The organism is Hamadaea sp., assembly GCF_013362815.1.
In the GTDB taxonomy this organism is placed as follows: domain Bacteria; phylum Actinomycetota; class Actinomycetes; order Mycobacteriales; family Micromonosporaceae; genus Hamadaea.
This window is the reverse complement of sequence record NZ_JABFVK010000075.1, coordinates 1-20,389: the sequence shown is the minus strand read 5'-3', so window position 1 is coordinate 20,389 and position 20,389 is coordinate 1. Positions and strand designations below refer to the sequence as shown.

General features: G+C 69.5%; 24 protein-coding genes. 14 read left to right on the top strand and 10 right to left on the bottom strand.

Annotated features, from left to right (window positions below; genetic code table 11):
• The first annotated feature begins 9 nt into the window (after positions 1-9).
• Together HOV77_RS28915 and HOV77_RS28910 are read left to right on the top strand one after the other, a co-directional pair.
• Positions 10-651 (top strand): RNA polymerase sigma factor, encoded by a 642-nt coding sequence (locus HOV77_RS28915; protein WP_290867635.1) that lies wholly within the window; start codon positions 10-12, stop codon positions 649-651.
• Positions 648-1,319, top strand: a complete 672-nt coding sequence (locus HOV77_RS28910) for a hypothetical protein (protein ID WP_290867632.1) — start codon at positions 648-650, stop codon at positions 1,317-1,319. The genes HOV77_RS28915 and HOV77_RS28910 overlap by 4 nt, the downstream gene beginning before the upstream one ends.
• A 154-nt stretch (positions 1,320-1,473) precedes the next feature.
• Here the strand turns inward: HOV77_RS28910 and HOV77_RS28905 are convergent, their stop codons facing one another.
• The 3 genes from HOV77_RS28905 to HOV77_RS28895 form a co-directional block, all read right to left on the bottom strand.
• The gene (locus tag HOV77_RS28905; RefSeq protein ID WP_290867629.1) at positions 1,474-2,637 is read right to left on the bottom strand and encodes a serine hydrolase domain-containing protein; all 1,164 of its coding nucleotides are present in this window, start codon (positions 2,635-2,637) and stop codon (positions 1,474-1,476) included.
• Positions 2,638-2,716: 79 nt separating this feature from the next.
• Positions 2,717-3,601, bottom strand: a complete 885-nt coding sequence (gene sigJ / locus HOV77_RS28900) for an RNA polymerase sigma factor SigJ (protein ID WP_290867626.1) — start codon at positions 3,599-3,601, stop codon at positions 2,717-2,719.
• 63 nt (positions 3,602-3,664) lie between these two features.
• Positions 3,665-3,826 carry a hypothetical protein gene (locus HOV77_RS28895; RefSeq protein ID WP_290867623.1) on the bottom strand — a complete coding sequence of 54 codons (162 nt, stop codon included), beginning with the start codon at positions 3,824-3,826 and terminating at the stop codon, positions 3,665-3,667.
• Between the two features lie 138 nt (positions 3,827-3,964).
• On the opposite strand from HOV77_RS28895, the gene HOV77_RS28890 reads away from it, so the two are divergent.
• From HOV77_RS28890 to HOV77_RS28875, 4 genes are all read left to right on the top strand, one after another.
• On the top strand, positions 3,965-4,318 hold the full coding sequence (locus HOV77_RS28890; RefSeq protein WP_290867620.1) for a metalloregulator ArsR/SmtB family transcription factor: 354 nt from the start codon (positions 3,965-3,967) through the stop codon (positions 4,316-4,318).
• Between the two features lies 1 nt (position 4,319).
• Positions 4,320-4,787 (top strand): SRPBCC family protein, encoded by a 468-nt coding sequence (locus tag HOV77_RS28885; RefSeq protein WP_290867617.1) that lies wholly within the window; start codon positions 4,320-4,322, stop codon positions 4,785-4,787.
• A 65-nt stretch (positions 4,788-4,852) separates the two neighbouring features.
• Complete coding sequence (locus HOV77_RS28880; RefSeq protein ID WP_290867615.1) at positions 4,853-5,470, top strand: TetR family transcriptional regulator; 618 nt, start codon at positions 4,853-4,855, stop codon at positions 5,468-5,470.
• Positions 5,471-5,480: 10 nt separating this feature from the next.
• Positions 5,481-7,073: an MDR family MFS transporter gene (locus HOV77_RS28875; RefSeq protein WP_290867612.1), complete on the top strand. Its 1,593-nt coding sequence runs from the start codon at positions 5,481-5,483 to the stop codon at positions 7,071-7,073.
• A 41-nt stretch (positions 7,074-7,114) separates the two neighbouring features.
• Here the strand turns inward: HOV77_RS28875 and HOV77_RS28870 are convergent, their stop codons facing one another.
• Positions 7,115-7,591 carry a GNAT family N-acetyltransferase gene (locus HOV77_RS28870; RefSeq protein WP_290867610.1) on the bottom strand — a complete coding sequence of 159 codons (477 nt, stop codon included), beginning with the start codon at positions 7,589-7,591 and terminating at the stop codon, positions 7,115-7,117.
• Between the two features lie 46 nt (positions 7,592-7,637).
• Between HOV77_RS28870 and HOV77_RS28865 the strand changes: the two genes are divergently transcribed.
• On the top strand, positions 7,638-8,201 hold the full coding sequence (locus tag HOV77_RS28865) for a TetR/AcrR family transcriptional regulator (protein ID WP_290867607.1): 564 nt from the start codon (positions 7,638-7,640) through the stop codon (positions 8,199-8,201).
• A 342-nt stretch (positions 8,202-8,543) separates the two neighbouring features.
• Positions 8,544-8,795, top strand: coding sequence for a hypothetical protein (locus HOV77_RS28860; RefSeq protein ID WP_290867669.1), 252 nt, complete (start codon positions 8,544-8,546; stop codon positions 8,793-8,795).
• A gap of 85 nt (positions 8,796-8,880) precedes the next feature.
• Here HOV77_RS28860 and HOV77_RS28855 read toward each other — a convergent pair whose 3' ends face one another.
• The gene (locus HOV77_RS28855) at positions 8,881-9,948 is read right to left on the bottom strand and encodes an oxidoreductase (RefSeq protein ID WP_290867604.1); all 1,068 of its coding nucleotides are present in this window, start codon (positions 9,946-9,948) and stop codon (positions 8,881-8,883) included.
• A 111-nt stretch (positions 9,949-10,059) separates the two neighbouring features.
• On the opposite strand from HOV77_RS28855, the gene HOV77_RS28850 reads away from it, so the two are divergent.
• Positions 10,060-10,575, top strand: a complete 516-nt coding sequence (locus tag HOV77_RS28850; RefSeq protein WP_290867602.1) for a hypothetical protein — start codon at positions 10,060-10,062, stop codon at positions 10,573-10,575.
• Between the two features lie 3 nt (positions 10,576-10,578).
• The gene (locus HOV77_RS28845) at positions 10,579-11,076 is read left to right on the top strand and encodes a hypothetical protein (RefSeq protein ID WP_290867599.1); all 498 of its coding nucleotides are present in this window, start codon (positions 10,579-10,581) and stop codon (positions 11,074-11,076) included.
• Here the strand turns inward: HOV77_RS28845 and HOV77_RS28840 are convergent.
• Positions 11,063-11,794, bottom strand: coding sequence for an SAM-dependent methyltransferase (locus HOV77_RS28840; RefSeq protein WP_290867596.1), 732 nt, complete (start codon positions 11,792-11,794; stop codon positions 11,063-11,065). The genes HOV77_RS28845 and HOV77_RS28840 overlap by 14 nt on opposite strands.
• A gap of 78 nt (positions 11,795-11,872) precedes the next feature.
• Between HOV77_RS28840 and HOV77_RS28835 the strand changes: the two genes are divergently transcribed.
• Together HOV77_RS28835 and HOV77_RS28830 are read left to right on the top strand one after the other, a co-directional pair.
• The gene (locus tag HOV77_RS28835) at positions 11,873-12,436 is read left to right on the top strand and encodes a hypothetical protein (RefSeq protein WP_290867593.1); all 564 of its coding nucleotides are present in this window, start codon (positions 11,873-11,875) and stop codon (positions 12,434-12,436) included.
• Positions 12,437-12,479: 43 nt separating this feature from the next.
• Complete coding sequence (locus HOV77_RS28830) at positions 12,480-13,724, top strand: MFS transporter (protein WP_290867590.1); 1,245 nt, start codon at positions 12,480-12,482, stop codon at positions 13,722-13,724.
• Positions 13,725-13,783: 59 nt separating this feature from the next.
• Here the strand turns inward: HOV77_RS28830 and HOV77_RS28825 are convergent, their stop codons facing one another.
• Positions 13,784-15,151 (bottom strand): glycosyl hydrolase family 18 protein, encoded by a 1,368-nt coding sequence (locus HOV77_RS28825; RefSeq protein ID WP_290867587.1) that lies wholly within the window; start codon positions 15,149-15,151, stop codon positions 13,784-13,786.
• 187 nt (positions 15,152-15,338) lie between these two features.
• A complete protein-coding gene (locus tag HOV77_RS28820) occupies positions 15,339-16,970 on the bottom strand; it encodes a DivIVA domain-containing protein (RefSeq protein WP_290867584.1) in 1,632 nt (543 codons plus the stop codon).
• Between the two features lie 218 nt (positions 16,971-17,188).
• On the opposite strand from HOV77_RS28820, the gene HOV77_RS28815 reads away from it, so the two are divergent.
• On the top strand, positions 17,189-18,328 hold the full coding sequence (locus tag HOV77_RS28815; protein WP_290867581.1) for a hypothetical protein: 1,140 nt from the start codon (positions 17,189-17,191) through the stop codon (positions 18,326-18,328).
• 52 nt (positions 18,329-18,380) lie between these two features.
• Here the strand turns inward: HOV77_RS28815 and HOV77_RS28810 are convergent, their stop codons facing one another.
• The gene (locus tag HOV77_RS28810) at positions 18,381-19,226 is read right to left on the bottom strand and encodes a hypothetical protein (protein ID WP_290867579.1); all 846 of its coding nucleotides are present in this window, start codon (positions 19,224-19,226) and stop codon (positions 18,381-18,383) included.
• The gene (locus tag HOV77_RS28805; RefSeq protein WP_290867576.1) at positions 19,223-19,675 is read right to left on the bottom strand and encodes an oxidoreductase; all 453 of its coding nucleotides are present in this window, start codon (positions 19,673-19,675) and stop codon (positions 19,223-19,225) included. The genes HOV77_RS28810 and HOV77_RS28805 overlap by 4 nt, the downstream gene beginning before the upstream one ends.
• A gap of 95 nt (positions 19,676-19,770) precedes the next feature.
• On the opposite strand from HOV77_RS28805, the gene HOV77_RS28800 reads away from it, so the two are divergent.
• Positions 19,771-20,304, top strand: a complete 534-nt coding sequence (locus HOV77_RS28800; protein ID WP_290867573.1) for a DUF308 domain-containing protein — start codon at positions 19,771-19,773, stop codon at positions 20,302-20,304.
• Positions 20,305-20,389: the final 85 nt, after the last annotated feature.

The following is a 20,389-nucleotide window of genomic DNA, read 5'->3' as shown; positions in this document are numbered from 1 at the left end:
GACGACCCGATGCCACCTTGGCCCGACCGGTCGAAGTGGGCCAGCATGGCCCGGGTGACGTCGGCTTCGCTCATCCGGCGGGCCCAAGACGGCGACGAACTCGCGTTCGACGAGCTCTACTGCGCCGTCCATCCAGGCCTGCTGCGCTACCTCCGCGTACTGGTGGGCTCTGATGCCGAGGACGTCGCCTCGGAAGCCTGGCTGTGCATGGTGCGCGACCTGCACACGTTCTCCGGCGACGATCAGGCGTTCCGCGGCTGGGCCGCCTCGATCGCCCGGCATCGCGCAATCGACCACCTCCGGCATCGCGACCGGCGACCGGCCGTGCCGGTGCCGGCCGACGACTTCATGGAACTACCCGCGTCGGAAGACGCCGAGGCGCTGGCGCTGACCGCGGTCGCCACCGACGCCGCCGTACGCCTCATCGCTACGCTGCCGCCGGATCAGGCCGAGGCGGTGATGCTGCGGGCGGTCCTGGGACTCGACGCGAAGACTGCCGGGAAGGTGCTGGGCAAGCGGCCGGGCGCGGTGCGTACCGCCGCCCATCGGGGACTGCAACGACTGGCCGAGCAGCTGACAAGTGCTCCCACCAGCGAGAACCGAGCGAGAGTGACATTTTTGACGGCGCCGACGGTTAAGGAGGCGAGATGAGCACGCGGCCCCGACTTCGCCGATCCGTCGCCGAGCACCTGCTCGACGGCGCGACCGACGCCGGGCCACCGCCGCTCGCCGAGCTGCTCGCCGCAGCGGCCGCGCCCGCCCATCCGGGTGAGCTGGCCGGACGGCAGGCGGTGACGCAGGCGTACCGGGCTCATCGCGACGCTGTCCCCCTACCCCGGAGACGTTCGATGCTCAAGACAGCCCTGGCGAAAGCGCTCACCGTCAAGGCGGCGGCCATCGCGGCGGTCGCCGTCGGCGGTGGCGTGGCCCTCGCCGCCACCACCGGCGTACTGCCCAACCCGCTGGGAACGACCGGCAAGCCGTCGGCCAGTCACAGCCCCAAGCCCAGCCACAGCCCCGGTGCGAAGGGTTCGCCGTCGCCCAACCTCGAAGGGCTTTGCAAGGCGTACGCCGCCAAGCCGGACGGCGAACGAGGCAAGGCGTTGGAGAGCCCCGCGTTCCAAGCGCTCGTGACCGCCGCCGGTGGTCTCGACAAGGTGACCGATTACTGCGTCACCCTGCTGCCCAGCTCGAAGCCGAGCGCGCCGGGCGCCAAGCCCAGTACGCCGGGCAAGCCGAGCACGAAGCCCAGCGGCGCTCCGACCGTCAAGCCGACGGACCACCCGGGCGCGCCGAGTGGAACTCCGTCGCACCGGTGACGTCCTGACTTCGCCCGCCGGTCCAGCGGTGATCGGGCATCTCGGTCCGGCGGGCGAGTAAGTCCTCGGCGTGAGTCGCACCCCCACGCCCGAGGATCTGCCGCACGGGCGACGACCCCCCGCGTCGCTCGTGCGGCATCCAGCTTTCCAGGACTCAGCGGGCGTACGCGAGCCGGGTGAACTCGGCCGCGCCGCCGGTGAACAGGAAGTCCGAGACCTGGGTCAGCGCGATGGCGATCAGATCCCGATGCGGATCGGTGAACCAGACCGTGCCGTAGCCACCCTCCCAGCCGTAGCGGCCGGGAACATCGGTGAAGTCGTCGGCCGCCACGGTGACCGACATCCCGTACCCCCAGCCTCGTCCGCCGAGCAGCATTCCGGCCGAGCCGAGTTGCTCGCCGGTCAGCTGGTTCGACGTCATCCGGCGTACGGAGTCGGACGAGAGCAGACCGTCGCCGTCACGCCGCAGCATCTGGGCGAAGGCCAGGCAGTCGTCGGCCGTCGACAGCAGCCCGGACGACCCCGACGGGAACGCCGGTGGACGGGTCCACTCGATCGCCGGCGAGGACGGTGATTCCTGCACCGGCCCGCCCTGCAGATCGCTCATGTAGTACGCCGGGATGCGGTCGGCTTTCTCCGCCGGCAGCCAGAATCCGGTGTCGGACATGCCCAGCGGCCGGAAGAGCCGCTCGGCGAGGACCTCCTCCAACGGCTTCTCGGCCGCCCGGGCGAGCAGTACGCCGAGCACCAGAGTCCCCGTGTTGTAGCGCCAGCGCGTACCGGGCTGATCCATCAGGGGCAGTTCGCTGAACCGCCGGATCCACTCGTCCGGGTCGAGCGGCGTACGCGGATCGGGCACGTCCAGCACGAGCTGCTTCTCCCGAGCCGCCGTGATCACCGGGTACGCGGGCTGGAACGAAGGCTCGGTGATCATCCCGTGGCCGAGCCGGAAGGTCAGCAGGTCCTCGACCGTGATCGGCCGCTCGGCCGGGACGGTGTCGTCGAGTGCCCCGTCGACCGTACGCAGCACCTGCCGGTCGGCCAGCTCGGGGAGCACCCGGTCGACCGGCTCGTCCAAGGCGAGCGTGCCGTCCTCGACCAGCAGCATCGTGGCCGCCGCCAGCACCGGTTTGGTCAGCGACGCGATCCGGAAGATCGTGTCCCGGCGCATCGGCGTACCGCCGAAGGACAGCTCGCCCAGCGCCGTCACCTCGACGTCGTCCCCGTACGCCAGCACCGTGACCAGGCCGGGCAGCTCTCCTCGGGCCACTCGGCCGGCCATCGCGTCGTTCAGTGCCGGGTTCAGCGGGTTCGTCATCTTGATCTCCTCCAGTGATGAGTCTTCATCAAGGCGTCGGACGAGACTCGCCGGAGACGACAATCCCCGCCGAACTTTTTCAGGCGAGGTCGGAGACGTCCAGTGTGGCGAGCCGCTCGGGGTCGGCGAGGATGTCGATGGCGACGATCCGGCCGTCGGCGACGGTCATGCCCATGACGCCGTAGACCTGACCCGACGGCGGGATGTTGATCACGCCGATCGCGCCGTTGACCAGGGCCGGGCGGGCGTACTGGGCCATCTTCGAGAACATGAGCGCCTGCCGGGCGACCGCCTCGGCTCCGCGTACCAGCCGCGCGACGTCGAACGGAGCCGCGCCGTAGTCGGCCCGCAGCACGACGTCGGGGTCGAGCACGGCGACCAGCGCCTCGAAGTCGCCGGCCCGCGAGGCGGCCAGGAAGGCGTCGACGACCTCCCGCTGGCGGCCGAGGTCGCGGTCGGGCACGGGCGCGCCGCCCTGCACCCGCCGCCGAGCACGGCTGGCGAGTTGCCGCGTGGCGTCCGGAGCACGGCCGACGATCGGGGCGATGTCGTCGAACGGCAGGGCGAACATGTCGTGCAGCACGAAGGCCAGCCGCTCGGCCGGGGTCAGCGTGTCGAGCACGACTTGCAAAGCCAGCCCGACCGAGTCGGCGAGCATCGCCTCCTGCTCGGGATCGACGCCGTCCGCCGGGCCCACGATCGGGTCGGGCACGTGCACGTCCAGCGACTCCTCACGCCGCGAGGTCCGCGAGCGCAGCATGTCCAGGCACACTCGCCCGACCACGGTGGTCAGCCAGCCGCCCAGGTTGCGGACCTCATCGGCGTCCGACCGGCTCAGCCGGATCCAGGCCTCCTGCACCGCGTCGTCGGCCTCGGTCAACGAGCCGAGCATGCGGTACGCGACTGCACGCAGGTGCGAGCGGTGTCCCTCGAACTCGCCGGCGAGCCATTCGGTGTCGTTCATGATCACATTCTCTCCTCATCCGTTCGTCACGTTGACGGACGGGGAAGCGCGAATGTGACAGCGCTATTCGTAGTCGTCGTCCAGCGGGACGGCGCGGGCCTGCTCGACGGCGTCGGCCTCGGGGACGTCGTCGCCGATCTCGGGCTCGACGGGCTGCTCGTCCTCGTCATCGAAGACGACGGGAAGGTCCTGTTCCTGGCGGTCGGCGTCCGGCACCTCGGTCACCCCGCCAACCTATCGAGAGTTGCGCCTCCCGTCGCGGCGAACGGGACGAATTCCGCCGATCCGCTTGACAGGCGTACGCCCCAGCCACATACTCAACTCATCGGTTGATTAACCGGTTGGTTGAATAAGGTGGTCAGAGTGGATCAGCTCAGCACGGTGTTCGCGGCGCTCGCCGACCCGACGAGACGGGCCATCCTCGCCCGGCTCGCCGAGGGCGACGCGACCGTGAACCAGCTGGCCGAGCCGTTCCCGATCAGCCTCCAGGCGGTCTCCAAGCATCTGAAGGTGCTGGAGCAGGCCGGGTTGATCACCCGGGGGCGCGACGCGCAGTGGCGGCCCTGCCGGCTCGAGGCGGCCCCGTTGCGGGGCGTCACGGAGTGGGCCGAGACCTATCGGCGCTTCTGGGAGGAGCGGTACGACCGGCTCGACGACTACCTGCGCGACCTGCAACAGAAAACCCACAAGGCACCGAGTACGCCGAAGGAGAAGTGAGATGTCCGAGACCCAGGTTTTCCAGGTGACCCCGCGCGGCGACCGCGAGATCGTGATGACCCGCGTCTTCGACGCGCCCCGCGAACTGGTGTGGGCCGCGTTCACCGACGCCGAGCACCTCAAGCACTGGTGGGGCCGGGGCAACCCGATGACTATCGAGATCGACGTACGCGTCGGCGGCCGTTACCGCTTCGTCGAGCACTCGCCCGAGGGCGACGAGGCGTTCCGCGGCGAGATCCTGGAGTTGGTGCCGAACGAGAAGGTGGTGCAGACCTTCGAATGGGAGGGCCTGCCCGGCCACATCGCCACCGACACGATGGTGCTCACCGAGCAGGACGGCAAGACGCTTGTCACCACCACGTCGGTCTTCACCAGCCAGGAGGACCGGGACGGCATGATCGCCTCCGGCATGGAGACGGGCGCGCGCCAGTCCTACGAGGCGCTGGAGGCGTACCTCGCCAAGCTGTGAAGTGTGCCGCGCGTCACCGGTAATGACTTTGCAGAGACTGAAAGATCACTTGTAGCTTCGGCGGGGTGTCCACCACCCCGCCGAAGCCGTCGCTGGGCCGTCGCGATCTCAAGAAGCAGCAGACTCGCGAGGCGCTGCTCACCGTGACGCTGCGCCTGGCTGCCGAACGGGGTCTCGAGCACGTCACCGTCGAGGAGATCTGCGCCGAAGTCGGCGTCTCGTCGCGTACGTTCTTCAACTACTTCCCCGCCAAGGACGACGCCGTTCTCGAGGACAACGCCGGGGCGGCCGAAGAGATGCAACGGCGGCTGGAAGAGCTGCTCACCGAGCTGCCCGTGCTCGCTGCGGTGCACGCCTCCCTCGCCCGGATCATCGCCGAGATGGAGGCCGAGCGCGAGCGCTGGCTGCTGCGGCTGGCCGCGATCGAGCGCAGCCCGTCGCTGCTGCCCCGGCTCATCGCCACCAGCGTCAAGACCGGACAACAAGCCGCCGAGATCATCGGCCGGCACGTCGGCGTACCGGCCGACGGATATCCCGCCCTCGTGATCGGAGTGGCCGGCGCCGCCTTCCGCGCGGCGATGCAGCGCTGGGCGGCCGGCGACGGCTCCCGGCCGCTGGACGCCTATGTCGGCGAAGCTTTCGCAGCCCTGGCCAACGGGCTGGCTGACCCCCGCAACAAGTAGAAGGAACAAGATGACCACCACCACCGCGCCCGCGGAACCCGCGGAGACGGGCTCCGCGCCGCAGGCGATGTCACGCCGCGAGGTGCTGCAGGCGCTGTCCGGCCTCATGCTGGGCATGTTCGTCTCGATCCTGGCCTCCACGATCGTGTCGAACGCTCTCCCCCGCATCATCGCCGACCTGCACGGCAGCCAGTCGGTCTACACCTGGATCGTCACCACCGAGTTGCTCGCGATGACGGCCACCGTCCCGCTGTGGGGCAAGATGGCCGACCTCTACAGCAAGAAGCTGCTCATTCAGCTGTCGCTCGGCCTGTTCGTGGTCGGCTCGATCATCGCGGGCTCGGCCCAGAACGTCGAAACCCTCCTCGTCAGCCGGGCGGTTCAAGGGGTCGGCGCGGGCGGCATGACGGCGCTCGCCATGATCGTGATGGCGGCCATGATCCCGCCGCGCGAGCTCGGCCGGTACTCCGGCATCTTCGGCGCGGTCTTCGGCATCGGCACCATCGCCGGCCCGCTGATCGGCGGCGTATTGGTGGACACCTCGTGGCTCGGCTGGCGCTGGTGCTTCCTCATCGGCGTCCCGTTCACCCTGACCGCGATCGTCCTGCTCCAGAAGACGTTGCACCTGCCGGTCGTACGCCGCCGGGTGAAGATCGACTATCTCGGTGCGCTGCTGATCATCGCCGGTGTGTCCACCCTGCTGATCTGGTCGACCCTGGCCGGGCAGAAGTTCGCGTGGGCTTCCGGCTGGACGGCGCTGCTCGTCGCGATCGGCGTGATCCTGCTGGCCTTGGCGGTCCTCGTCGAGGCGAAGGCGACCGAGCCGATCATCCCGCTGGGCATCTTCCGGCACCGCACCGTCACGTTGACCGTCCTGACGAGCATCTTCGTCGGTGTCGCGATGTTCGGCGGCACGGTGTTCCTCTCTCAGTACTTCCAGATCTCGCTCGGCAAGTCGCCGACGGTCGCCGGCCTGATGAGCCTGCCGATGATCTTCGGCCTGCTCGTCTCGTCGACCATCGCCGGTCAGCTGATCACCAAGTACGGCCGCTGGAAGATCTTCCTCGTCGCCGGGGGCCTCGTGATGACCGTCGGCATGCTGCTGCTCAGCCGGATCGACGCGCACACGCACGTCGTCGTGCTGTCGGCGTACATGGCGGTGCTGGGCATCGGCGTCGGCATGCTCATGCAGAACCTCGTGCTGGCCGCCCAGAACGACGTGCCCGCGCAGGATCTGGGCGCGACCACTTCGGTGCTGACGTTCTTCCGGAGCATGGGTGGGGCGATCGGCGTCAGCGCGCTCGGCGCGGTCCTCGCCAACCGGGTCACCGACATGTTCACCGAGAAGTTCGGGCCGATGGCGACCGGTGGCGGCACCGCCGCCGTGCCTGACCTGAAGACGCTCGACCCCGCGATCCTGCAGATCGTGCAGCAGATCTACGGCGACGCCACGGCCGACCTGTTCCTCATCGGTACGCCGTTCGCCGTGCTCGCACTGCTGACTGTGCTCTTCATCAAGGAGAAGCCGCTGCACACGCTGAGCGGCACCGACCGGCTGGCCCAGGAGCAGAGCGAGACTCCCCCGCCGATCCCAGTCCACTAAGGACGCTCACTGGACGCCGCCGGGACACCCCCCGGCGGCGTTCACTTTTCCAGGGCCCAGGTCAGCAGCGGACCGTCTCGCTCGACGAAGGTCGCTGCGCTGAGCGTACCCTCTGATTGAAGACGGCGAATGGTTCGCCCGGCCGGCTGGTTGCCCGCAAGCACATGGACCAGGATCTTTCCGCGGACAGTGCCGGCCAGCCGGCGCGCAAGCCGAGTCCCCACGCCGCGGCGCTGCCACGCGTCCTCGACCAGGATCGCAGCCTCGGCCGGGTCGCCCACGAGGCTGGCCATGCCCACGAGCCGCCCGTCGTCCGGACCCCCGGCCGCGATCGCGACGACCGTGCCCGCCGCCAGCAACCTCGCGAGCAGCGCAGCCGGCGGCGTGCCCACACCCGAGACGTAGCGGCGGTAGAGACTCTCGCGCGAGCAGCGGCGATGCATCGCGAGGACGTCGTCCAGATCGGCGGCGGTCGCCTCGCGAATCGCCAGCACCACCGGTTCTATGTCGAGCATCATAATCGGATCGTGCGCTATGATGGCCGTCATAGTCAAGGGGAGCGAGATGACGACCGACAGCCGCGAAAAGATGATCAAGACCGCCGCGTTCCTGTTCGGCGAACGCGGCTACGCGGCCACCTCGTTCCAGGACGTCCTCGCGCGCTCCGGGGCGCCGCGCGGGTCGATTTACCATCACTTCCCCGGCGGCAAGGAGCAGCTCGCGGCCGAGGCACTGCGCTGGTACGCCGGACGCACGCGAGACGTGATGGCGGCCGGAACGGCTGACGGCCCAACGGTGGAAGCCGTCGCGGGCTACTTCGCCGCGACCGCCGCGTGGTTGAAGAAGTCAGATTTCCGTGGCGGCTGCCCGATCGGCAGCGTCGCGTTGGACATGTCCGGTGACGAGCCGCTGCGCGAGGTCGTGGCCGAGGCGTTCGCAGACTGGCGGCGCATCGTCGAGCGGTCGCTGCTGTCCGAAGGCTGCGACCCGGAGACCGCCCGATCCCTGGCCGCCCTCGTCATCGCCGCGTCCGAAGGTGCGCTCATGCTGGCCCGGACGTCGCGGGATCTTCGCGACTACACCGCCGTGACCGCTCAGGTCCTCGCCCACCTCCGGGCCGTCCTCTAGTTCCCTGCAGATCACGGATACGCAGGCCTTCCCGCCGGGTTTCAGCCTGCGTAACCGTGATCCGGCGGATCGGGGCATCGACGAGTTCTTGTCCCGGGAGCGCTCCCATACCAGACTGAATCGGCATTGCCCTCCCCTTGCCTGATCTCCCACCGCCCGGCTAGGTCCCGCCCAGGAAAGGTCGAGGCACACCTGAAACGTGTCGCCCTGGCGAGCGCCGTCCTGCTCGCCCTCGTATCGTCCGCCACCATGATCGCCGAACCCGCGTACGCCGCCACCGGTCTGCACGTCAGCAGACGTGGCGCGTTTGGGTGCGACGCCGAACCGGGTACGCCCTACGGCATGACCGAAGACCAGGTAGTTCCGACCCGCGGCGACGGCCACGACGAAATCCTCGCCCTGGACACCAACGGGGACGGCAAGCCGGACCTGTGGGCGATCGACACCGACGGCGACGGCAAGCCCGACCTATTTCAGTCCGATGTGGACGGAGACGGCGAGGTCGAGCTCACCATGGTGGACCTCGATCAGGACGGCACCATGGACATCAAGGTCGACGGCGACGGCGGCCACCCGCCCGCCCCACAGCAGTGAGCGCGCTGGATCAGGGTTCGGGGTCGAATCTTGGGTCAAGATTCGACCGAGAACCCTGATCCAGCGCCAAAGGAGGGCAACAGCGCTAGCGCAGCGTGAGGCGGGCGATCCGCCCGTCCGCCCCGGAGGCCCAGCAGGCGCCGTCGTCGGTGCACTGGACGCCGTGCAGACTCCCGGTCTCGAACCGGTGCCAGCTGCGGCCGCCATCCCAGGTGATGTCGCTGCCGGTCGGACCGACCGCGATGGCGACGCCGGGCAGCTTCGTCCAGGCCGCGCCGGATCGATACTCCCCCGGTACGCCTTCGGCCGCGACCCAGGTACGCCCGCCGTCGGCCGTCCACGCCGCGCCGTTCGGAGCCGAGGTCGGGGCGGCGTAGTCGCCACCGACCGCGATGCCGTTGTGCGAATCGCGGAAGGCCAGGGAGTAGACGCCCGCACTGGGCCCGCTGGGGATCGGCGTGTCGGTGACCGTCCACGTGCGACCCCGGTCGGCCGAGCGGAAGACGCGCGAGGTCGCGCCGCCGCCGGTGGCGAACCAGGCGTTCCGGCCGGCTGTGCTCACGACGCAGGTGCCGCTGGCGGCGAACGCGAACTCCCCGGCGAGTGCGGCGGGCATACCGTCACCCGGGGCGGTCGACCAGCTGCGCCCGCCGTCGTCCGTGGTCAGCAGCCGGAACCGGCCGTCGACCGGGTCGGACAGCGCCAGGCCGTGCCGGTGATCGAAGAACGTCAGGCAGTCGTAGAACGCCGCCGGTTCGGCATTGCGGAAGCTCTCGGTCCAGCTCGTCCCGCCGTCGGCGGTGACGTAGATCCGGGAGTCGGCGCCCTCGCCGATCGACAGGATCACGGCGTGGTCGGCGTCGAACGCCTGGATGTCGCGGAACTGCAGTTCGGCGGCGTCGGCCGGGCCGACGTGCTGCCAGGTGCGCCCGCCATCCACGGTACGCAGGACTTCGCCGCCGCTGCCGCTGGCCCAGGCGATCCGGCCGCTGACCGGGGACAGTCCCCGGAGACTGGACGTGGAACCGGTCGCGAAGTCCTGCCAGCCCGGCTCGGGCCGGTGCCGCCCGGCGGCGTACGCGGAACCGGGGATCAGGGAGGTGGTGAGAGTGGCCACCGCCACGAGGGAAACGATCGTCGTCAGACGTCTCATGAACGCCGAACTTACCGCCGGTGATCGCAACGCGCGACCGCCGACGTCCCGCACCGCCGACGGCTGGCAAAGGGGCAGCCGGGAAGACCCAAGATCTCCTACGATGCGCGGATGCCGTACGTAGCTCGCCTTCGCTGGGCATTGCCTGGCGTCCTTCTCAAGTTCGCCGGAGTCTCGGCCGCAGTCTGGTTTCTCTCCGCCACTCTGCCCGGCACCGACGCCTGGCTGTTCTCCGTGATCAATGTGGTGCTTCTGGCGTTCCTGGCCGGGATGTCGTCCCAGACCATCCTGAGCAGCGTGTTCCGCGTACCGGCGGTGCACATCGATCGCGAGGGCATTCGGTTCCCGCTCATCGGGGTGGCGTTGCCGTGGGACGAGGTCGACGAAGTCGACGATCGCGAGAAGACCTCCGGCGGCTCGAACATCACCCTGTTCCGAGTGATCCCGGTCGACGACGAGGCGGTACTACGGCAGATGCATTTCTGGCTACGGCGGCAGGGACGGGCGTACCTCGAGCGCTACGGCACGCCGATCGTGTTCTTCGGAGAGCCCTTCGACCAGCCGTTGCATCACGTGGTCTATGCCGCCCAGCACGAACTTGAGCGCTCGCGGGAAACGGTGGGCTGACCGATGCGAGTGCATCTGCGGCCCAACGCGGCCTATCTGGCGTTCCTGCTGCTGGGACTCGTCGCCGCCGGCTGGGGCGTGGCGAAATTCCTGGGGGGCCAGGACATCCAGCGGTTCATCGGGCTGGTTATCGCCGTCGGTGGAGCCATGATCTTCTTGGCGTTCGGCTATCCGGTCGTCGCGAGCACGCTGCTACGCGTACCGGTGCTGGCGGTCGAGGAGGAAAGGGTACGGCTGCCCCTGATGGGGCCGACGCTGGCCAAGGCGGAGATCGCCGGAATCGGCCGCAGCCACACTGCCACCGCAAGCCAGCGACCGGTGCTGCTCATCCGCGTGACCGACCCGGAATCGGTGATCAGCCGCACGCGACCCTGGTTGCGCAGATCCGCACGCCAATACCTCCAGCAGTACGGCACGCCGATCATTCTCCAGGGCGAATCGCTCAACCGCTCGCTCGACGAGATCGCCGAAGTCCTGCGGAGTCACTTCATCGGGGTTTGACGGCGACCCCGCCCCAGAAGGCGTCCGGCACCGGTTCCGGTTCGCCTTCTGGGTGCCACTGCGCAACGGGGACGATGCCGTCGACCCGCCAGTCGCCGAGCAGGCGCTCGAACTCGGCGGGGTCGCGCATGTGGAAGCCCGGGCCCATCATGGCCAGCGCCTCCGGGTACGCCGTGAGCTCGAGTCCGTCGAAGTCGACGACGAGGAAGCTGCCCGGTTCGACGGCGGCGTACAGCTGTCGCAGTGCACTGGAGAGTTGCTCGTCGTCCAGGAACGCGGCGAGGCCGAGGAAGATGACGCCGACCGGCCGGCTGCCCCACCCGGGCAGGTACGCCGAGGGGTCGAAGCCGCTCAGCGCGGTGGCGTCGGCCTCGATGTAGTGGGCGTTGTCCGTCATCGCGAGCAGGGCTGACCCGTGCGCGACGATCTTCGGATCGGCGTCGGTGTAGAGGACGGTCGCCTCGGGGGCGATCTGGTGCACGTTGCCCTGGCTGGGGATGCCTGCCCCGAACACCACGAAGTCGGTGATCCCCTGGTCGGCGACGAACCGCACGGTGCGGCCGAGGAAGGCGCGCAGCGATCGGAAGATCGCCGCGCACGGGCCGTACGCCTGCTCGAAGGCTTCGGCGGCGGCGATGTCGACCGGGAAATGGTCGTATCCGCCGAGCCAGAAGTCGATCATGCGAGCGGTGCTGGGCGCGGACGGCTGCACGGTCATGAAGGCAACGTACCCGGCACGCGCCAGTAGCCAATAGATGAACCGCGAAGAGAGCATCGGCGAAGCACAATATGAGGCATGACGATGCCGGAGGAACCGGAGAACCGTTTCGTCGGAGCTGCTCGGGTGCCGTCCCGGGCCGTCGAGCCGGTGACCGCCATCCCAGCCCTGGGCGCGCAAGCCGACCGGCCGAACCGCGCCATGTGGTACGCCGGCGTCGGCGCGGTCGGCATCATCCTGCTGTCGATCGGCATCGTCGTCGGGTACGCCGTCCGCCCGGCCCCGGCTCCGACGCCCACCACACCGGCGAAGGCGACGACGAAAGCGAAGCCACCGCCCCGTGATTCGCCGAAGACGGTGACGCAGCGCTACCTGGACGCGGTCGTCGCCGGAAACGAGGCGGCGGCCGAGAAGGAGCTGTGCGGGCTGTTGCAGGCGGCTCCGCAGAACGCGACGGATCTGTCGAAGTATCACGTCAACGACCTGGTGACGCTGCAGGCGCAGGAGGGCCGGGTCGACGGCAAGTCGGCCGAGGTCGACGTGAAGGTCGCGGTGCCGATCCTCGGCTCGACCACCTTCAGGGTGGACCTCGTGGACGAGAAGGGCGTTTGGAAGGTCTGCGGCTTCGGCGCAGGTCAGTGACGACGGGGTTGATCGAATCCGCGCGGCGGCGCAGGATGCACCAATGTCCGACACAACGGGGATCAAGCCGCCGAGCCTGTGGCGCAACCGCGCGTTCACCTTGCTCTGGAGCAGTCAGGCGCTGTCCGACCTGGGCAGTTCGATGTCGCAGCTGGCGATGCCGCTGCTCACCTTGGCGGTGACGGGATCGCCGATTCAGGCCGGCATCGTCGGCACGTCGGCGGCGGTCGTCCGGCTCGCCTGCCAACTCCCCGCCGGTGTCGTGACCGATCGCATCGACCGGAAACGGCTCATGCTCGTCGCCGACGCGGTACGGCTTTCGGCGTACACGTTGCTGGGCGTGCTGGTGCTGAGCGACCGGGTGTCGCTGGCGTGGATCTTGGCGATCAACATGATTGCGACGGTTTTCCATGTGGCCCACGAGAACTCGCAGTTCGGCGCGGTCCGCAACGTCGTGCCGCTGGACCGCGTGCCGGAGGCGACCGCGCGGAACGAGGCACGCCAGGCCGCTGTCTCGCTGGTCGGGCCGCCGATCGGAGGCGCGTTGTTCGGCCTCGCGCGTGCCCTGCCGTTCTTCACCGACGCGCTGTCCTACCTGCTGTCGTTCATCGGCGTCTCGCTGATCCGCCAGCCGATGCAGCAGGAACGCTCCGAGCCGCGCGAGCATCCGATCAAGGAGCTGGCCGAAGGCGTCAAGTTCACGCTGTCCGAGCCGTTCCTGCGGGCGATCCTGCTCATCGCTCCGCCGATCAACCTCGCGTTCAACGGCATCATCTTCGCCATGATCGTGATCTTGCAGCAGCAGGGCACGCCACCCGCGCTGATCGGCACGGTCGAGACCATCGTGGGCGGCGGTCTGCTGGTCGGCGCGCTGCTCGCGCCGATGTTGTCTCGACGCGTGCCGATGCGAACGCTCGTCATCGGCATCACCTGGCTCGGCACCGCGCTGCTGGCCGGCGCCGCGCTGCTCACCGGGTCGGTCCTGGTCGGCATTCCGGTCGCGCTCGCGATCATGCTCGGGCCCGCGTGCAACGCGGCGCTGTTCGGCTACCAGGCCGCGGTCACGCCGGACCGGCTTCAGGGCCGCGTGATGTCCGTGATCTTCCTGCTGGCCACGAGCCTCGCCAGCCTGTCCGCGCTGCTCGGCGGCACGCTGGTCCATCTGGTGGGCGGTCCGGCCACGGTGCTGGTCTTCGCGGCTTTCATGGGCTTGTCGGCAGTCGCGGCCACGACGAGTCAAGGGGTACGCCGAATGAAGCCGTTGTCGGAACTACAGCCGGTGAGCTGAGCCCGGGAAGGGGATGGCGCGACCCCGACGCGCCTGAGGATCGCGCCATCCCCGGTCTCTCACGGCAGCTGCCACACCTGGTTGGCGGAGGCGTAGCAGGTCCAGATCTGCAACCGCGTGCCGTCGGCCGAGCTGGGCCCGGTGGCGTCGAGGCACTTCCCGGAGTTCGAGTTGACGAGCGTTCCGTTGGACTGCGCCTGCCACGACTGCGCGCCGGTGCCGTTGCAGTCCCAGAGTTGGATCTGCGTGCCGTTGGCGGTGCCCGCGCTGGTCACGTCCATGCACTTGCCCAGCGCGCGAATGGTGCCGTCCGAGCCGACCGTCCACTGTTGAGCGTTGGTGCCGTTGCACGTCCAGAGCTGGATGGCGGTGCCGTTGGCGGTCCCCGCACCGGACACGTCGACGCACTTGCCGCCGTAGCCCGTGATCGGCCCGGTACGCCCGGCCGGTGGCGGGGTCGTGCCGCCCGCTGCGTCGAAGATCGCGGTGACCAGCGACGTCGAACCGGTGGTGTCCTGCGACAGCTCCCAGTTCATGATGCCGCCTGCGTTGGCGACCGCCCACTGCGTCTTCCGCTTGATCGTGGGTATGCCGTTGTAGCACTGCTGCACGCCGCTGACCGTGGTGCAGTCGCGGTTGGCGTTGGCCGGATCCATCGCCACGAGCTGGGCGTACGTGTAGTAGCCGGGACGGCTGTAGAACGGCACGCCCAGCACGGTCTTCGACGCGGGCAGTCCCCGGGACTTCCAGAAGTTCGCCGCCGCGATCGACCAGTCGTAGTTGGCGTGCGGACTGCCCCCGTCGTACGCCATGATGTTCAGCCAGTCCACCGAGCCGAAGACCGCCGTCTCGACCCCGTACGCCGTCGACCCTTCGGAGACGACCGCCGCCGTGAGCAGCTTGCCCCGGCTGTGCATCGCCGAGCTGAGCTGTGCCATGAGCTGCGTGTAGTTGGTGGCCGAGGTGCCGGGATCGGGGTACTCCCAGTCGATGTCGACGCCGTCGAGGGCGTACTGGTTGACGAGGCTGACGACGCTGTTGACGAACGTCGTCCGGCCGGTCGAGCTGCCGGCCAGCGTCTCGAACGCCGAGTCGTTGCCGTCGTTCCAGCCGCCGATCGAGATAGACACCTTGACGCCGTTGGCGTGGGCCAGCGACACCAGCGAAGACAGCTTCGAGGCGTTGTCGACCGCGCCCAGCGTGCCGTTCGAGTTCGGGAGCACGAAGGCGTAGTTGACGTGCGTCAGCTTCGCGTACTGGACGGAGTTGACGCTGCCGGACCAGGACGGCAGGTAGCCGACGCTGCGGAACCCGGCGGGGAATGCCGCGTGGGCGGGGGTGGCCACTGCCGTTGTGACCACCGCCGCGGTGGCGACGGCGAGAGCTGCGGTGACGCAGCGGCGCCACCAGGGGACGGGTGTGGGCATCGAGGTTCCCTTTCGCAGAGGGCCGGTGGGGGCCGGCGGTCTGAGCGAGAAGCCTCTAAATATTAGGAAACCTTAATTAAAGTATCAAGTCAAGCTTCGAAATAAGTCGCTGCCGGTACGCCGAACGGGCGCGTCCCCTGGTCGGAGGCGCGCCCGCAGTTGTCTCTTCTTACGCGGCGTACTCGGTTTACTCGGCGACCACGTGGGACGGGACGCCGCGCTGGGCCGGGATCAGCCGGCCGAGCTCGTCCCTCTCCGGCGCGTTCTCGTCGGCCGGGAGGTCGTCGTCGGCCAGCTCGGCGTCGACGGTCTCCTCGAGATCCTCGGCCTCGTCCACGAGCCCCTCGATGACCGCAGCGGACTCCCGCAGATCCGCCAGTTCGTCGGCGCGGGCCGGGTCGTTGCGCCGCGGCAGTTCCGGCCGGTTCGACGACTCGGGGACGACCTCCACGACGGGCGGTTCGGCGGGCCGCCGGGCCGGCTCGGCCGGGGTGAACCCGTCGAACACGTCGCGGTCGAACAGGAGCCGATCGCGTCCGTTGCGTTCCGGTGCGACCGGTGCGTGCCCGTTGCGCTCGGCGAACAGGTTCCCCTCGGGTACGCGCGGCCGCTCCATCGCGCGCTGCTCGGCACCACCCGGGACGCGTACGTGCTCCTCGGGAGCCACGGCCACCACCGGCGACTCCGCCGTCGGCAGGTCGACCGGGCCGGCGGCCGGGGACTCGGCGGCGGGCGGCGCGTCGACCGGGATCGTCGTGCCGTCGGGCCGCATCGCGACCATCTGGTACTCGCCGGTCTCCGCGCTCATCGCGGCGGCCGCCATGACGGCCTGCGCCGCCCGGTCGGCCATCCGCTTAGCCTCCCGCTGCAACCGCGCCCGCACCTCTTCGGCGTGCCGCTCGGTGGCGTCGGCCTCCCGGCGGGCCTCGTTGAGCCGGTTCAACTCGGTCGACAGCCCCTGCTTGACCTCGACCAGGCGACGCTGCAACTCGGTCAGCTCGTTCGCCGCGACCGAACCCTGCTGACGCGCCTCGCCCAAGCGCTGCTGCGCATTGTCCAACGCGGCCTGGAGCTGGGCCAGCCCCTGCTGGCGTACCTCGATCTCCTGCTGCACGGCGGCGAGCTGCTGCTGGTGCGCCGCGTTCTGCTCGCCCGCCTTGCGCCGCAGTTCCGACGCGTACTGCTGGGCTTCGGCTTGCAACGCGGCATTCTTCTGCTCGGCCTCGTTTCGCAGCCGGGCTAGGTCGGCCTCATGCGCCGTACGCGTCTCGGCCAGCTCCTGCTGCGTCTGCGCGCGGACGGCCTCGATCTCCTGCTGCAGCTCGGTCCGGGCCTGCTCGGCCTCCTCGAGGCTGCGCTCGTGGGTCGCCTGCGCGTCCTGATCGGCCTGTTCCCGGGCGGCTTGGGCGTCCGACCGGATCTTGTCGGCCAGCTCCCGGGCGTCGGCGACGGTCTTGTCCGCCTCGGCCTGGTGATCGGTCGCGCGCTGAGCGGCGGCGGTGACGATCGCCTCGGCCTGCTTCTCGGCCAGCCCGATGATCTGGTCGACCATGGTGCCGAGGTGGCCGAACGAGGCGCGCTCCAGCTGCTGCGGCCGCTGGTGCAGCTCGGTCAGCTCCACCCGGGCCTGCTGCAGCTGGTTGTTCAGCCGCTGGACCTGGTCGAAAGCCCGTTCGCGCTCGCTTGACAGCCGGGTGAGGTCACCGGCCACCTGCTCGACGTAGTAGTCGACCTGGCGCTTGTCGTACCCCCGCATCACCTGCGTGAAGGACGGACGGGACGCCCCGTCACCGCGGTACGACTCCTCGTTCTGGGACATTGCGCGCCACCCTCCCAACGGCCACGAGCCCGCCGCGGGGTCGTCGGTGGGCTCGGCGACGGACTATACCGCCCGCCTGCGGTCGCGCAACGGTACCGCCGATCTGCGGGACGCCAGCACCGGCCACCCGGACATCATCCGGCCGACTTTCGCCCCGCTCCCGGCGGCCCGGCAACGTGGCACATTCCGCCGGGCGTACCCCTCGTAGGATGCCGGAGGTGCGCAGACTCGCCCTCCTCGTGTGCCTGCTCGTCGCCGGGTGCGGTTCGGCCGACCCCGCCTCGACCTGGGTCGACGCGACCGGAACTCCGTCCGCCGGGACGGTGACCGCCACCCCGCCGGTGTCGCCCTCGCCGACCAAGCCGGCCGTCGCGTTCACCGCGGGCAATCCGAAGGGAACGGCTCCGGTTCCGGCCGAGGCGAAGGCGGTCGACACTCGCAAGCCCGATCGGGTGATCGGCACCGGCACCGCGGCGAGCTGCACCTCGGAAGCGGTGGTCGCCGCGGTGGCCAAGGGCGGCGTCATCACCTTCGCCTGCGGGCCCGATCCGGTCACGATCACGATGAAGAGCACTGCAAAGGTACGCAACACGAGCGCGCGAGTGGTGCTGGACGGCGGCGGCCTCGTGACCCTGAGCGGTGGCGGCAAGCGCCGGATTCTGTACCAGAACACGTGTGACAAGTCGCTGGTGTGGACCACCTCGCATTGCAACGACCAGTCGTCGCCGCAGTTGACGGTACAGAACCTCACCTTCGCCGACGGCAACTCCACTGGGGACACGACCGAGGGCGGCGGAGGTGGCGCGATCTTCGTCCGGGGCGGCCGGGTGAAGGTGGTGAACGCCAAGTTCGTCCGCAACAAGTGCGACTCGACCGGGCCGGACCTGGGCGGGGCGGCACTTCGCGTGCTCGACCAGTATCAGGACAAGCCGGTGTACATCGTGAGCAGCACCTTCGGCGGTGCGACCGGGCAAGGCGGAGTCTGCTCCAACGGCGGCGCGCTGAGCAGCATCGGCGTCTCGTGGGTCGTCCTCAACAGCCTGCTGACGCACAACCGCGCGATCGGCAAGGGCGCCAACCCCGCTCGCGCCGGTACGCCGGGCGGCGGCAGCGGCGGTGCCATCTACACCGACGGCGACCGGTTCACCGTGACCATCGCGGGCAGCATCGTCCAGGACAACCGGGCGGCGGAAGGCGGCGGAGCCGTGTTCTTCGTGAGCAACGACCGCACCGGGACGATGACGATCGACCATTCGACGTTACGGCGTAACCCCAGCGACGGGTTCGAGACCTATCCCGGGATCTTCTTCCTCGGGGCCAAGCCGCCGACGGTCATCGGACCGAAGCCCGCGCACTGATCATCGGCTCGCGACTCGGGCGCTGATCATCGGCTCGCGACTCGGGCGCTGATCATCGGCTCGCGGCCCGGGCGCTGACGTCGGTGAGCCCCCGGGCGGCCAGCCGGGCGTCCCGGTCGGCCTGCTGCAGCCGCTTCCGGGCGGCCTGCACCTGACGGTCCGCCTCGGCCCGTTCCTCGTACGCCGCGTCGAGCCGCTGCTTGAGATCGTCCACTGTGTCCCGTGCGGTACGCAGCGTGGCCTCGGCGTCGGCGAGATCGGCTTCGGCCCGTTTCCGGGCGGCCTCGGCCGCCTTGCGCAGCTTCTTGTTCTCCGCCTGCTCCTCGCGCTCGGCCGCTTCGGCTTCTTCGGCCGCTTTGTCGCTTGTGGACTCCGACTTGCTCGTCCGTGGCACGCTCTTCAACGGGCGGGCGGGTTCGCCGCTGGGCACGGCGCTCAGCAGCCCGGTGAACCCGATCCGGGCCAGCCCCTCGGACAGCTGCCCGGCCAGCAGCTCCTCCGCGGCAGCCGGGTCGGCCAACGCCGATCGCAGGGTCTGCTCCAGACCGCGTTCGGTCGCGTCGGTCACCGGCCGGTCGGCGAGTTCGTGCGCCTGGCGTACCAGGTCGGCGACCACTTCGTGCTGCCGGGCCGACAGCCGGCGCAGCTTCTCGCCGTCGAGCTGCGCCGTCGCCGTACGCAGCTGATCACCGAGGTCGACGAGCTTCTCGACCGCCTTGCGACGCTGCCGAACGAGCTGGTTGGCCAGCCACGCGACCGCGTTGGGCTTACGCAGTTTGCCGATTCGAGCGGCGAGCTCGGCGTCACCGGACGCCTTGGCGGCCTTCGCCGCGGCGTCCCGGGCGGCGGTGAACTCGGCCTGCGGCAGGGCGTACAGGTCGGCGACGGGATCGGTCACGCCTGCAGACCGTCCCACGACCAGCGCGGCATCGGCGCGGCGGTGGGCGGCTTCGCCTCACAGGCCATGTAGCCCATCACTTCGTCGACGGCCCATCTCATGTACGCCGCCATGGCAGTTCGGAACTCGGGATCGTCAGGCAGCTGGGCGTCGTCCATCGCCAGCACGAAGCACTGGTGGAACCGATCGCCCATCTCGGCCGGGGCCTCGTTGCCGCTATGGATGCCGAGCATCTGGGCATGGCCGCTGAACGAGGTGAACGTCGCCGGTCCGCCGAGCACTTCTGCCCAGTACGCGGCCAGCCGTTCGACGTGCTCCGGGTGCTGACCGGGATGCGAGAAGGGATGGTTCAGCCACGGGTCGGCCAGGCACCGCTCATGGTGGGCGGCGGCCAACGCTCGCAGCGCGGAATCGCCACCGGCGTACTCGTAAAGAGAGGGACGAGTCATGTCAGCGACTATTCCACTCCGGCCCGGGCGCCGGTGGGATCTGGTGTCCGGGAATTTCCGCCCGCCGGGCCGCCGCCTGCCCGTACCGTCGATGCATGACGATTTCGCAGGTCAGCGGCTGGCGCAGCGCCACACCGGCGGGCGCGGTCACCTCGATCGTCCTCGGCCTCGTCCTGCTGGTCTGGCCCGGCCAGACACTGGAGGTCTTCGGCTGGCTGCTGGCGATCGCGCTGTTCCTCATCGGTCTCGCCCGGATGCTCACCGGAATCACCGGGCACCGCACCGGGCGCGCCCGGCTCTGGCGCATCCTCACCGGCCTCGTCTACCTCGTCGCCGGCATCGTGATCGCAGCCAACCTGCCCGGATCGATCCGGACCATCGTCGTGATCGTCGGCATCGGCTGGATCGTCGCCGGGGTGGCCGAGATCGTCGCCGCCTTCCAGAACCCGCCCGGCGAACGGTCCGTCGCCGTCGTCATCGGCCTGATGAACGCCGTGTTCGGCCTCATCCTGCTGGTGTTTCCCGAGCCCAGCCTGGTCTTCCTCGTCTGGTTCGCCGGAATCTGGCTGATCCTCGTCGGCGTGCTCCAGCTCGCCTTCGCCTGGTGGCTCGCCCGCTCCACTCCCTGACCGCGGCTGACCGCGAAGTCGATCATGCCGTCGCGGGAACGATCAGGCCGCGGCGGACACGACACGCCGGTCGATCACGCCCAGT